The sequence below is a fragment of the Streptomyces sp. NPDC034111 genome (assembly GCF_055575375.1).
Genome location: NZ_JBVIST010000018.1, coordinates 140,996 through 153,001, shown reverse-complemented (window position 1 = coordinate 153,001; position 12,006 = coordinate 140,996). Strand labels below are relative to the sequence as shown.

Genomic DNA, 12,006 nt, shown 5'->3' with positions numbered 1-12,006 from the left:
TGGGCAATCGTCAGAGTCGAGTGAATTGAGCGGAAGCGGCTGCCATGCGCGTCTATGTCCCCCTGACCCTCTCCGGTCTCGCGGAGGCGCACAAGAACGGTGACCTGGGACCCGGCCCCCTGGTGGCGTACGCGGTCACGCCCGCGCTGCGGGAGTGGTACGTCTCGGACGACCTCGAGGAGCTGGAGTACGCGGCGCTCAACCGCGCGGCCCAGGCATCGCTGCGGCTGCTCGCCGGGCACCCGCAGATCGCGCGGCGCCGGGTGGTGGTGGCCGTGGACGTGCCGGAGGGCGCGGCGGTGGCGGACCCGGACCGCGGGCTCGACCAGTCGTCGCTGGGCGAGGTGCGGGTCGCCGGGCCGGTGCCGTTGTCGAAGGCCGCGGCGGTGCATGTGGACTCCGGGGAAGCGGAGGCGGACATCGCGGCCGCCGCGGCGGCGCTCGGCGCGGCGGACCAGGGCGATGACGACGCGCAGTTCACCGTGGACGGTGCCGAGGACCACGATCTGCTGTGGTTCGGCGTGCAGGAGATCCCCGAATTGATCCGTTGAGAAGGGGTCGGAGGAGAGCGGGAACCGCCGGTCCGGCCGCGTTGTCAGTGGCTGCGGGTACGTTTTCCGGTGGGGAGAGCGCGCACCAGCGCATGGGGAACGACCTGGGGAAGCGGATGGGGAAGCAGGCCACACACATCGTCTGGGACTGGAACGGCACGCTGTTCCACGACATCGACGCCGTCATCGGAGCCACCAACTCCGCCTTCGAGGAGATCGGACTGGAACCGATCACGCTGGAGATCTACCGGGAGCTGTACTGCGTCCCGATTCCGCGGTTCTACGAGCGGCTGATGGGCCGGCTGCCGACCGAGGAGGAGTGGCTGGTGATGGACGAGGCGTTCCACCGGCACTACAGCGAACACCGGCTGGGCTGCGGCCTCGCCGAGGGCGTGGATCTGCTGCTGGAGGCCTGGCAGACGGCCGGCGGGAGCCAGTCGATCCTCAGCATGTTCGGGCACGAGGAGCTGATACCGCTCGTCCGCGGCTTCGGCATCGAGTCGCGGTTCGTGCTGGTGGAGGGCCGTACCGGGCCGTCCGGGGGCACGAAGAGCGCGCAGATGGTCCGTCATCTGGCGGCGCTGGAGCAGGTGGATCCGGGGCGTACGGTCGTGATCGGTGACGCGGCGGACGATGCGGTGGCCGCGCGGGACGCCGGGGCGTGCGCGGTGCTCTACACGGGCGGGTCGCACAGCCGCGCGAGCCTGGAGGCCGCGGGCCTGCCCGGCGTGCCGGTGGTGGACACCCTCGCGGAGGCGGTGGAGCTGGCGGGAGCCATGGCCGCCGGGTAGGCGGCTCTCCGGCCACCCCGGCCCGCGCGCCGCCCACGGAGCGCGGGCGGCCAGCTCGCCGTGCGGGCCCGTGTCCGGCCGTTCTCCCGGCGTTGCCGAGGCGTACGCCCTCCGGTGGGGACGCATACTCCGCCACGGAGCAGCGTTGTCCAGACGGTCCAAGTTCGACCCGGGGTTTTGTACGCACACGGCCGATGACGGCACCCGTGGAAGGAGCGATAGCCTTGCACCGTGATCAGCGCGATAACCCGCGGGGGCATCGAGGCCCCTGCCGTGCGCCCGGGGCACCACCGTGACCGGGCGGCCGCTGGTCTTTGCGGCCCACCCTCCATGTCGACATTGTCAAAGATTGTCGATAACGAAGCGGCCTTCTCCCATCGCGGCATAGCGTCGACAGCGACAGGACACCTCGCGTCGCCGTGGCGTTGTGCGGCTTCCACAGAGTTCTTCCACAACGTCACGCAACGGCGCGCGACAGGAGCCAGAGGACATGCAGACCAAGCTGGACGAAGCCAAGACCGAGCTGCTCGCCAGGGCCGCCCGGGTCGTTGAAAGCAGCCCGGCCGGGGGCAAGCACCCGGTACGCGGCCTCGACCCGGACACCCTTGCCGGATACCTCCAGCGCTACTACCTGCACACCGCCCCCGAGGACCTGATCGACCGTGACCCGGTCGACGTCTTCGGCGCCGCGCTCTCGCACTACCGCCTCGGGGAGCTGCGCCCGCAGGGCACCGCGAACGTCCGGGTGCACACGCCGACCGTCGAGGAGAACGGCTGGACGTGCAGCCACTCCGTCGTCGAGGTCGTCACCGACGACATGCCGTTCCTGGTCGACTCGGTCACCAATGAGCTCTCGCGGCAGGGCCGCGGCATCCACCTCGTGATCCACCCGCAGGTGATCGTCCGCCGCGATGTCACCGGCAAGCTCATCGAGGTCCTCGACTCCAAGTGCGACGCGCACGGCAACACCGGCAAGGGCAAGGCCGCCGAGCTGCCCCTCGACGCGGTGACCGAGTCCTGGATCCATGTCGAGATGGACCGTGAGACCGACCGCGAGGACCTTCAGCAGATCACCGCGGATCTGCGGCGGGTGCTGTCCGACGTCCGCGAGGCCGTCGAGGACTGGGAGAAGATGCGCGGCACCGCGCTGCGCCTCGCCGAGGAACTGCCCGCCGAGCCGGTCGCCGACGACCTGCGGGAGATGGAGATCGAGGAGGCCCAGGAGCTGCTGCGGTGGCTGTCCGACGACCACTTCACCTTCCTCGGCTACCGCGAGTACCGCCTCGACTCCGCGCCCGGTGAGGGCGGCACCCAGGAGGACGTGCTGACCGCCCTGCCCGGCACGGGCCTGGGCATCCTGCGCGCCGACCCGCCGCACCGCGAGAGCGACTCCGGCCACCCCGTCTCGCCGTCCTTCAACCGGCTGCCCGCCGACGCCCGCGCCAAGGCCCGTGAGCACAAGCTGCTCATCCTGACCAAGGCCAACAGCCGCGCCACCGTGCACCGCCCCTCCTACCTCGACTACGTCGGGGTGAAGAAGTTCGACGAGCAGGGCAATGTCATCGGGGAGCGCCGCTTCCTGGGCCTGTTCTCCTCGGCCGCGTACACCGAGTCCGTCCGCCGGGTCCCGGTCATCCGCCGTAAGGTCGCCGAGGTCCTGGAGGGCGCCGGCTTCAGCCCGGACAGCCACGACGGCCGCGACCTGCTCCAGATCCTGGAGACCTACCCGCGCGACGAGCTCTTCCAGACGCCCGTCGACGAACTGCGCTCCATCGCCACCAGCGTGCTCTACCTCCAAGAGCGCCGCCGGCTGCGGCTCTACCTCCGCCAGGACGAGTACGGCCGCTACTACTCCGCGCTGGTCTACCTCCCGCGCGACCGCTACACCACCGGCGTCCGGCTGCGCCTGATCGACATCCTCAAGGAGGAACTGGGCGGCACCAGCGTCGACTTCACGGCCTGGAACACCGAATCGGTCCTCTCCCGGCTGCACTTCGTCATCCGCGTCGCGCCCGGCTCCTCCCTCCCCGACCTCACCGACGCCGACGCGGACCGCATCGAGGCCCGGCTGGTGGAGGCCGCCCGCTCCTGGGCCGACGGCTTCTCCGAGGCGCTGATCGCCGAGGTCGGCGAGGAGCGCGCGGCCGAGCTGCTGCGCCGCTACAGCCACGCCTTCCCCGAGGGCTACAAGGCCGACAACAGCCCGCGCAGCGCGGTCGCCGACCTCCAGCACCTGGAGAAGCTCACCGACGAGCCCGGCAAGAACTTCTCGGTCAGCCTCTACGAGCCGGTCGGCGCCGGCCCCGGAGAGCGCCGCTTCAAGATCTACCGCCGGGGCGAGCCGGTCTCGCTGTCCCGCGTCCTGCCCGGCCTGAACCGGCTGGGCGTCGAGGTCATCGACGAGCGCCCGCACGAGCTGCGCTGCACCGACTCCACCGTCGCCTGGATCTACGACTTCGGGCTGCGGATGCCGGAGCACGTCAAGGGCGACGACGCCCGCGAGCGCTTCCAGGACGCCTTCACCGCGGTGTGGACCGGCGCGGCCGAGAGCGACAACTTCAACCAGCTGGTGCTGCGAGCCGGCCTCAACTGGCGCCAGGCGATGGTGCTGCGGGCGTACGCCAAGTACCTGCGGCAGGCCGGTTCGACCTTCAGCCAGACGTACATGGAGGACACCCTCGCCAACAACGTCCACACCACCCGGCTGCTGGTCTCGCTCTTCGAGGCGCGGATGTCCCCGGAGCGCCAGCGGGCGGGCACCGAGCTGACCGACGGCCTGCTGGAGGAGCTGGACGGCGCGCTGGACCAGGTCGCCTCCCTGGACGAGGACCGGATCCTGCGGTCCTTCCTCACGGTGATCAAGGCGACGCTGCGCACCAACCACTACCAGAAGGACAGCCAGGGCCGGCCGCACGACTACCTGTCGATGAAGCTGGACCCGCAGGCCATGCCCGACCTGCCGGCGCCCCGCCCGGCGTACGAGATCTGGGTGTACTCGCCCCGGGTCGAGGGCGTCCATCTGCGCTTCGGCAAGGTCGCGCGCGGTGGTCTGCGCTGGTCGGACCGCCGGGAGGACTTCCGTACGGAGATCCTCGGCCTGGTCAAGGCGCAGATGGTCAAGAACACCGTCATCGTGCCGGTCGGCGCCAAGGGCGGCTTCGTCGGCAAGCAGCTGCCGGACCCGTCGCAGGACCGGGACGCGTGGCTGGCCGAGGGCATCGCCTGCTACAAGACCTTCATCTCCGGTCTGCTCGACATCACCGACAACCTCGTGGGCGGCGAGGTCGAGCACCCGCAGAACGTCGTGCGCCACGACGAGGACGACACGTACCTGGTCGTCGCCGCCGACAAGGGCACCGCGACGTTCTCCGACATCGCCAACGAGGTCGCCGAGTCGTACGGCTTCTGGCTCGGGGACGCCTTCGCCTCCGGCGGCAGCGCCGGCTACGACCACAAGGGCATGGGCATCACCGCCCGTGGCGCCTGGGAGTCGGTCAAGCGGCACTTCCGCGAGCTGGGCCACGACTCCCAGACCCAGGACTTCACCGTGGTCGGCGTCGGCGACATGTCCGGTGACGTCTTCGGCAACGGCATGCTGCTCAGCGAGCACATCCGGCTGGTCGCCGCCTTCGACCACCGGCACATCTTCATCGACCCGAACCCGGACGCGGCGACCTCGTACGCCGAGCGCCGCCGGCTCTTCGAGCTGCCCCGCTCGTCCTGGGCGGACTACAACACCGAGCTGCTGTCGCAGGGCGGCGGCATCCACCCGCGCTCGGCCAAGTCCATCCCGGTCAACGCGCAGGTGCGGGCCGCCCTCGGCATCGAGGCCGGGGTGAAGAAGATGACCCCGGCCGATCTGATGCGGGCCATCCTCACGGCGCCGGTCGACCTGCTGTGGAACGGCGGCATCGGCACGTACGTGAAGGCCTCCTCGGAGTCCAACGCCGATGTCGGCGACAAGGCCAACGACGCCATCCGGGTCAACGGCGAGGACCTGCGGGTCAAGGTCGTCGGCGAGGGCGGCAACCTGGGCCTGACCCAGCTGGGCCGGATCGAGTTCGCCATGGCCGGCGGGAAGATCAACACCGATGCGATCGACAACAGCGCCGGTGTGGACACCTCCGACCACGAGGTCAACATCAAGATCCTGCTCAACGCCGTGGTGGCCGACGGCGACATGACGGTCAAGCAGCGCAACAAGCTGCTGGCCGAGATGACCGACGAGGTCGGCGCGCTGGTGCTGCGCAACAACTACGCGCAGAACACCGCGCTGGCGCTGGCCATCGCCCAGTCCCCCAGCATGCTCCACGCCCAGCAGCGCTTCATGCGCCGTCTGGTGCGCGACGGCGCCCTCGACCGGGCGCTGGAGTTCCTGCCCTCCGACCGGCAGATCAAGGAGCGGCTGGCCTCCGGCCGTGGTCTGACCCAGCCGGAGACCGCGGTGCTGCTGGCCTACACCAAGATCACGGTCGCGGATGCGCTGATCCAGACCCCGCTGCCGGACGACCGCTACCTCGAACGGCTGCTGCACGCCTACTTCCCGTCGGCGCTCTACGACCGCTTCCCCGAGCAGGTCGACGGGCATGCGCTGCGCCGCGAGATCGTCACGACGGTGCTGGTCAACGACACCGTCAACACCGGCGGTACGAGCTTCCTGCACCGTATGCGGGAGGAGACCGGCGCCTCCCTCGAAGAGGTCGTCCGGGCGCACACCGCGGCCCGCGCGATCTTCGGGCTCAACCAGGTCTGGGACGACGTCGAGGCGCTCGACAATGTCGTCGCGGCCGAGGTGCAGACCCGGATCCGGCTGCACTCGCGCCGGCTGGTCGAGCGCGGCACCCGCTGGCTGCTCAACAACCGCCCGCAGCCGCTGGAGCTGTCGGAGACCATCGATTTCTTCACGGACCGGGTCACCCAGGTCTGGGCGGAGCTGCCGAAGCTGCTTCAGGGCAGCGACCTGGAGTGGTTCCAGACGATCCTGGAGGAGCTGACCGGCGCGGGCGTGCCCGAGACGCTGGCGGTCCAGGTGTCCGGCTTCTCGTCGGTCTTCCCGGCGCTGGACATCGTCGCCGTCGCGGACCGGATGGGCAAGGAGCCGCTGGCCGTCGCCGAGGTCTACTACGACCTGGGTGACCGGCTGCGGATCAACCAGCTCCTCGACCGCATCCTGGAGCTGCCGCGCAACGACCGCTGGCAGTCGATGGCCCGCGCCTCGATCCGCGAGGACCTGTTCGCGGCGCATGCGGCGCTGACCGCGGACGTGCTGTCGGTGGGCAACGGCTCCGCGACGCCGGAGCAGCGGTTCAAGGCCTGGGAAGAGTCGAACGCCGCGATCCTGAGCCGGGCGCGGTCGACCCTGGAGGAGATCTACAGTTCGGAGGGCTTCGACCTGGCGAACCTGTCCGTCGCCATGCGGACGATGCGCACCCTGCTGCGGACGCACAGCTGACCGGCTGCGTACGGCGGACGGCCCCGGGAGCTCCAGGCTCCCGGGGCCGTCCCCCTTTTCCGCACCGGGCGGGCTACTTGCCCGTCTCCCTCTCGTAGGCCTTGATGACCTCGTCGGTGGGGCCGTCCATCAGCAGTTCGCCGCGTTCCAGCCACAGCACCCGGTCGCAGGTGTCGCGGATGGACTTGTTGTTGTGGCTGACCAGGAAGACCGTGCCGGCTTCCTTGCGCAGTTCGCGGATGCGGGCCTCGGAGCGCTTCTGGAAGCTGCGGTCGCCGGTGGCCAGTGCCTCGTCGATCATCAGCACGTCGTGGTCCTTGGCCGCGGCGATGGAGAACCGCAGCCGGGCGGCCATCCCGGAGGAGTAGGTGCGCATCGGCAGCGAGATGAAGTCGCCCTTCTCGTTGATGCCGGAGAAGTCGACGATGCCGTCGTAGCGCTCACGGACCTGCTCACGGGACATGCCCATGGCCAGACCGCCGAGAATGACGTTCTTCTCACCGGTCAGGTCGTTCATCAGGGCCGCGTTGACGCCCAGCAGGGAGGGCTGGCCGTGGGTGTAGACCTTGCCGCGCTCGGCGGGCAGCAGCCCGGCGACCGCCTTGAGCAGGGTCGACTTGCCCGAGCCGTTGGAGCCGATCAGACCGATCGACTCACCGCGGTAGGCGGTGAAGGAGACACCCTTGACCGCGTGCACCTCGCGCACACCGCTGGAGGGCTTGCGGCGGATGATGCGGTTCAGCGCCGCGGTGGCGCTGCCCTTTCCCGCACCGGTGCCGTACACGCGGTAGACGATGTGCAGATCGTCCGCGATGACGGTGGGGATCCGCTCCTGGGCGGCTGCCGACGGGCGGCCGCCGTTCTTCTGCTCAGCCACGACCTCAGCCACGTCCGTACCGCTCCTCAGCCTTCCAGAAGTACACAAAGCCGACGACGCCCATCAGCAGCGCCCAGCCGCCGGCGAACGCCCATACATGGTGCGGCAGTTGGCGCGCCGTGAAGCTTTCGATCAGGGCGAAGCGCATCAGGTCGATATAGATCGCTGCCGGATTGGCGTTGAGCAGGAACTCCACGACCGCGGGGACGTGCTTGTCCTTGAGGATCACGTCGATGCTGAACATCACGCCGGACGCATACATCCACGTCCGCATGAGGAACGGCATCAGCTGCGCCAGGTCCGGAGTCTTGGAGCCCAGGCGCGCCATCATCATCGCCAGTCCGGTGTTGAAGACGAACTGGAGCGCCAGCGCCGGCACGACCAGCAGCCAGGACCAGGTCGGCGGCTGTCCGAAGCACAGCAGGATGACCGCCAGCACGCCCATGGAGAACAGCAGTTGCTGCAACTGCATCAGGCAGAACGAGATCGGCAGACAGGCCCGCGGGAAGTGCAGCGCCCGCACCAGACCGAGGTTGCCGGAGATCGCCCGGGTGCCGGCCATCACCGAGTTCTGGAGGAAGGTGAAGACGAACACGCCGGTCACCAGGAACGGCACGAAGTCGGGGACGCCCTTTTTGGTGCCGATCAGCACACCGAAGATCAAGTAGTAGACGGCCGCGTTCAGCAGCGGGGTCACCACCTGCCAGAGCTGGCCGAGCTTGGCGGTGCTGTACTGCGCCGTCAGCTTGGCGGTGGCGAACGAGGCGATGAAGTGCCGCCGGTGCCACAGCTGCCGGACGTACTCGGGCAGCGGGGGGCGGGCGCCGCTCACCGTGAGGCCATGGCGTTCGGCCAGCGCACGCAGCTCGGGGTCGGGGGCTGCGCCGGCGGGTACCGGAGCCGGGGGAGTGAGGGTCTGGGGCATGGAGGCCGCTTTCGTTTGCGTACGGGGGCCGCAGAAACGGGGGCCGACGACGGAACGGGTCCGTATCGTCGCAACGCGCTCGACACTAAAGGGAGCTCACGTCGAAACGCAACCGTAGCGTCGTGACGCTAGGCTCAAGCCATGGCAAAGAACGGCAGCGGGAGCGAATCCGCGGCGGCGCGCCGGACCCCGGCGGGCGCCGCCGTACTACGCGAGGACAAGACCGAGGCGATCCGCGCCGCGGTCTTCGAGGAGCTGGCCGCCGTGGGCTTCGCCCGGATGTCGATCGAGGGCATCGCGCGGCGGGCGGGCGTCGGCAAGACCGCCGTCTACCGGCGATGGCGCTCCAAGCTGCACCTGGTGCTCGATGTGGTCTCCGCGGTGGCCGCCGCGGGCATGCCGACCCCGGACACCGGCTCACTGCGCGGCGACGTCCGGATGCTGCTGGAGGTCGCGGCCCGTGCGCTGCGGCACCCGATGGCCTCGCAGATCATCCCCGACCTGCTGGCGGAGGCGGCCCGCAGCCCCGAGCTGGCGCAGGCGCTGAAGTCCGCGCTGCACGACAGCCAGGAGGGCGTCGCCGCGGCGATGCTGGCGCGCGCCGTCGAACGCGGTGAGATCCCGGCCGGTGCGGACGGCCGGCTCGCCCTGGACCTGCTGACCGGGCCGCTGTACTGGCGGCTGCTGGTCGTCCGCGACGAGCTGCCCGCGGGCTACCTCGATGCGCTGGCGGGCTCGGTGACGGCGGCGCTCGGGGCGGAGTGAGCCGGCCAGGAGTGAGCCAGCCAGGGGCGGAGCGAGAGTCGCCTGGGGCGGGGCGAGGGTCACCTAGGGCGGGGGCGAACGCATCCCGTAGGGGACGCGAGGGCCCCCTGCGGGGCCACAACGAGGCGGGGCGGGGAGGTATTCCTGGGGCCCGCAGCGGGAGCGGCAAGAGGATTACGCACCGACACACCCGCACCCCCGGGCGGCATCCGGCCGGGGGTGCGGGCGTGTGTACGGGCGTGTACGGGCGTGTGTGCAGGGAGCGGGGGTCAGCCCGCCATTTCCACGTCCGAGGTGCCCGAGGACGGTACGCCGTCGTCCGCCGCCGGGCGCGGCGTCGGCAGCTTGAGCAGTCCGGCCGCGGCCGCCGCCGCGCGCGGGGAGGGCGCCACGGTGCGCTCGTCCTGCGGCAGCGGCTCGGGGTGCGCGTCCTGGCCGAGGAAGACCCGGCGCACCACGCGCTCGGCGGCGTTCCCGTCGTCCCACTGGCAGAACCGCGCGCGGAACGCGGCCCGCAGCCCGGTGGCCCGCTCGTCGTCCCAGCGGCCGCTGCGGAACGCATCGATCAGCTCGTCCTCGGTGGTGGCGATCACGCCGGGGGTGTCGCCCGGCTTGCCCGACAGCAGGTTGAAGGTGACCCCGCGGGAGCGGACGTAGGTGTCCCAGTCGTCGGTGTAGTTGATGATCGGCCGGTCGAGGTTGGCGTAGTCGAACATGATCGACGAGTAGTCGGTGACCAGGGCGTCGGCGGCCAGGCACAGCTCCTCGACGACCGGGTGGCCGGAGACGTCGATCAGCGCGCCACGCTCCTGGAGCTCCTGGAGGCCCGGGTTCTGGTCGTAGAAGTAGTGGGTGCGCACCAGCAGGACGAAGTCCTGGTCGTCCGAGCCCAGTTCGCGGGAGATCTTCTCCAGGTCGAGCCGCGGGACGTAGCCGACCTGGTAGTCGCGCATGGTGGGCGCGTAGAGGACGGCCGTCCTGCCGGGGGCGATGCCCAGGCGCTCGCGGATGTCCAGGACGTCCTGGGCGGTGGCGCGGTAGTAGATGTCGTTACGGGGGTAACCGGCGTCCACCGACTCGAAGTTGCAGGGGTAGACGCGCTCCCACTGCTCGGTGGTGTGCTGGTTGGAGGAGAGCGAGTAGTCCCAGCGGTCGGCGCGGGCCAGCAGCTTGCGGAAGCTCATGCCCTTGGCGGCGGCCGGGTAGCGCTTCTGGTCGGTGCCCATCGACTTCAGCGGGGTGCCGTGGTGGGTCTGGAGGTGGATCTGGCCCTCGCGCTTGACCACGCCGTCGGCGAAGTTGACGTTGTTGACGAGGTACTTGGCGCGGGCCATCACCTCCCAGTAGCGCGGCGAGTTCAGCACGACGTGGTCGATGCCGGCCGGGATCTGGCCGGAGTCGGCGAGGTGCTGCTTGACGACCCACACACCGTGGACGTCCGGGGCCAGCTCCTTGGCCTTCTCGTAGATGGCGAGGGGGTTGCAGGCCGGCAGCCGGTTCCAGTACGCGGAGTAGACCGCGAGGTTCTCGTCCAGCGGCTGCCGCAGCAGCGCCTGGTAACGCAGGTCCATGGCCTTCTTCTTGGCCTGCTTGACCCGCTTGGTGGCGTGCTTGCGCACCGTGCGCTGGACCTTGCCGGCGACCTTGAGGCCGGCCAGCGCCGGGTAGGCGTCCTTGGCGAGCAGTGCGTACTTGCCGCCGGCCATGCCGGTGGGGCGGACGAAGCCGGCCGGGACGCGCTTGCGGTAGTCGCGGGCGGCGCGGTGGAAGAACTCGGCCTGGGCGTTGTGCGGGAGCCGGCCGGGCTTGTCCAGGACCGTCAGGTAGTGGTCGATCATCTTGCGGAACATGTGCGGGCGCCAGCGCGACAGTTCGGGGTGCGCGTCGAGGTAGTCGAAGACCCGCTCGTACTGGTCGAAGACGTCGAAGTGCTTACGGCTGGTGGTGCGCAGGATGTTGCCGCCCTGCCGGCGCTGGCGGTAGTGCAGGCAGACCCGGTCCAGGACGGCGATCGTCCGGGCGGTGATCAGCGTGCAGAACGTCCAGGGGGCGTCCTCGTAGTAGCCCACCGGGAAGGCGAAGCCGTGCTCCTCGATGAAGTCGCGGCGGTAGGCCTTGTTCCAGACGATCTGGAGCAGATCGAGGATCTCGGGGCGCTCGGCGAGCGTGAAGGAGGGGGCGCCGGCCTCGTCGAGCAGCTCGGCGAGCGCATTGCGCCGGGCGGAGCCGTCCCAGTACGTCCGGGCGTAGTCGAAGATCAGGATCTCGGGGTTCTCGGTGGCGGTCAGCCGCTCGGCGAGGGCGGAGAGCGCACCGGGGACCAGGGTGTCGTCGCTGTCCAGGAAGAGGACGTAGTCGCCGCGGACCTTCTCCAGGCCGGCGTTGCGGGCCAGGCCCAGGCCCACGTTCTCCGGGAGGTGCAGCACCTGGACGCGGTCGTCGCGGGCGGCGTACTCGTCGAGGATGGCGCCGCTGCGGTCGGGTGAGCAGTCGTCGACGGCGATGAGCTCGAAGTCCGTGAAGTCCTGCGCCAGCACCGAGTCCATGCACTCGCGCAGGAAGCCCTGCACTCTGAACACAGGGACGATGATGCTGAAGCGGGGTACGGCGTCGAGGGCTGTCTCGGACATGCGGTACTTACTCCT

The 12,006-nt window shown here is 70.0% G+C and carries 7 protein-coding genes; 4 read left to right on the top strand and 3 right to left on the bottom strand.

Going from position 1 to position 12,006, the window contains the following annotated elements:
- Nucleotides 1-44 precede the first annotated feature (44 nt).
- From ACZ55A_RS30145 to ACZ55A_RS30135, 3 genes are all read left to right on the top strand, one after another.
- On the top strand, nt 45-551 hold the full coding sequence (locus ACZ55A_RS30145; protein WP_468846585.1) for a DUF6912 family protein: 507 nt from the start codon (nt 45-47) through the stop codon (nt 549-551).
- Nucleotides 552-667: 116 nt separating this feature from the next.
- Nucleotides 668-1,342: an HAD family hydrolase gene (locus ACZ55A_RS30140; protein WP_468846646.1), complete on the top strand. Its 675-nt coding sequence runs from the start codon at nt 668-670 to the stop codon at nt 1,340-1,342.
- A gap of 490 nt (nt 1,343-1,832) precedes the next feature.
- A complete protein-coding gene (locus ACZ55A_RS30135; protein WP_468846582.1) occupies nt 1,833-6,794 on the top strand; it encodes an NAD-glutamate dehydrogenase in 4,962 nt (1,653 codons plus the stop codon).
- A 73-nt stretch (nt 6,795-6,867) separates the two neighbouring features.
- Here ACZ55A_RS30135 and ACZ55A_RS30130 read toward each other — a convergent pair whose 3' ends face one another.
- Together ACZ55A_RS30130 and ACZ55A_RS30125 are read right to left on the bottom strand one after the other, a co-directional pair.
- A complete protein-coding gene (locus ACZ55A_RS30130; RefSeq protein WP_468846579.1) occupies nt 6,868-7,683 on the bottom strand; it encodes an ABC transporter ATP-binding protein in 816 nt (271 codons plus the stop codon).
- On the bottom strand, nt 7,676-8,596 hold the full coding sequence (locus ACZ55A_RS30125) for an ABC transporter permease (RefSeq protein WP_468846577.1): 921 nt from the start codon (nt 8,594-8,596) through the stop codon (nt 7,676-7,678). The genes ACZ55A_RS30130 and ACZ55A_RS30125 overlap by 8 nt, the downstream gene beginning before the upstream one ends.
- 141 nt (nt 8,597-8,737) lie before the next feature.
- Here ACZ55A_RS30125 and ACZ55A_RS30120 point away from each other — a divergent pair, with 141 nt between their 5' ends.
- The gene (locus ACZ55A_RS30120) at nt 8,738-9,361 is read left to right on the top strand and encodes a TetR/AcrR family transcriptional regulator (RefSeq protein ID WP_468846575.1); all 624 of its coding nucleotides are present in this window, start codon (nt 8,738-8,740) and stop codon (nt 9,359-9,361) included.
- 269 nt (nt 9,362-9,630) lie between these two features.
- Here the strand turns inward: ACZ55A_RS30120 and ACZ55A_RS30115 are convergent, their stop codons facing one another.
- Nucleotides 9,631-11,991 carry a bifunctional glycosyltransferase/CDP-glycerol:glycerophosphate glycerophosphotransferase gene (locus ACZ55A_RS30115; RefSeq protein WP_468846573.1) on the bottom strand — a complete coding sequence of 787 codons (2,361 nt, stop codon included), beginning with the start codon at nt 11,989-11,991 and terminating at the stop codon, nt 9,631-9,633.
- Nucleotides 11,992-12,006 lie beyond the last annotated feature (15 nt).

What these genes read in the sequence shown, in the direction of transcription:
- ACZ55A_RS30145 (WP_468846585.1), top strand. Translation starts at nt 45, where the DNA reads ATGCGCGTCTATGTCCCCCTGACCCTCTCCGGTCTCGCGGAGGCGCAC.
- ACZ55A_RS30140 (WP_468846646.1), top strand. Translation starts at nt 668, where the DNA reads ATGGGGAAGCAGGCCACACACATCGTCTGGGACTGGAACGGCACGCTG.
- ACZ55A_RS30135 (WP_468846582.1), top strand. Translation starts at nt 1,833, where the DNA reads ATGCAGACCAAGCTGGACGAAGCCAAGACCGAGCTGCTCGCCAGGGCC.
- ACZ55A_RS30125 (WP_468846577.1), bottom strand. Translation starts at nt 8,596, where the DNA reads ATGCCCCAGACCCTCACTCCCCCGGCTCCGGTACCCGCCGGCGCAGCC.
- ACZ55A_RS30120 (WP_468846575.1), top strand. Translation starts at nt 8,738, where the DNA reads ATGGCAAAGAACGGCAGCGGGAGCGAATCCGCGGCGGCGCGCCGGACC.
- ACZ55A_RS30115 (WP_468846573.1), bottom strand. Translation starts at nt 11,991, where the DNA reads ATGTCCGAGACAGCCCTCGACGCCGTACCCCGCTTCAGCATCATCGTC.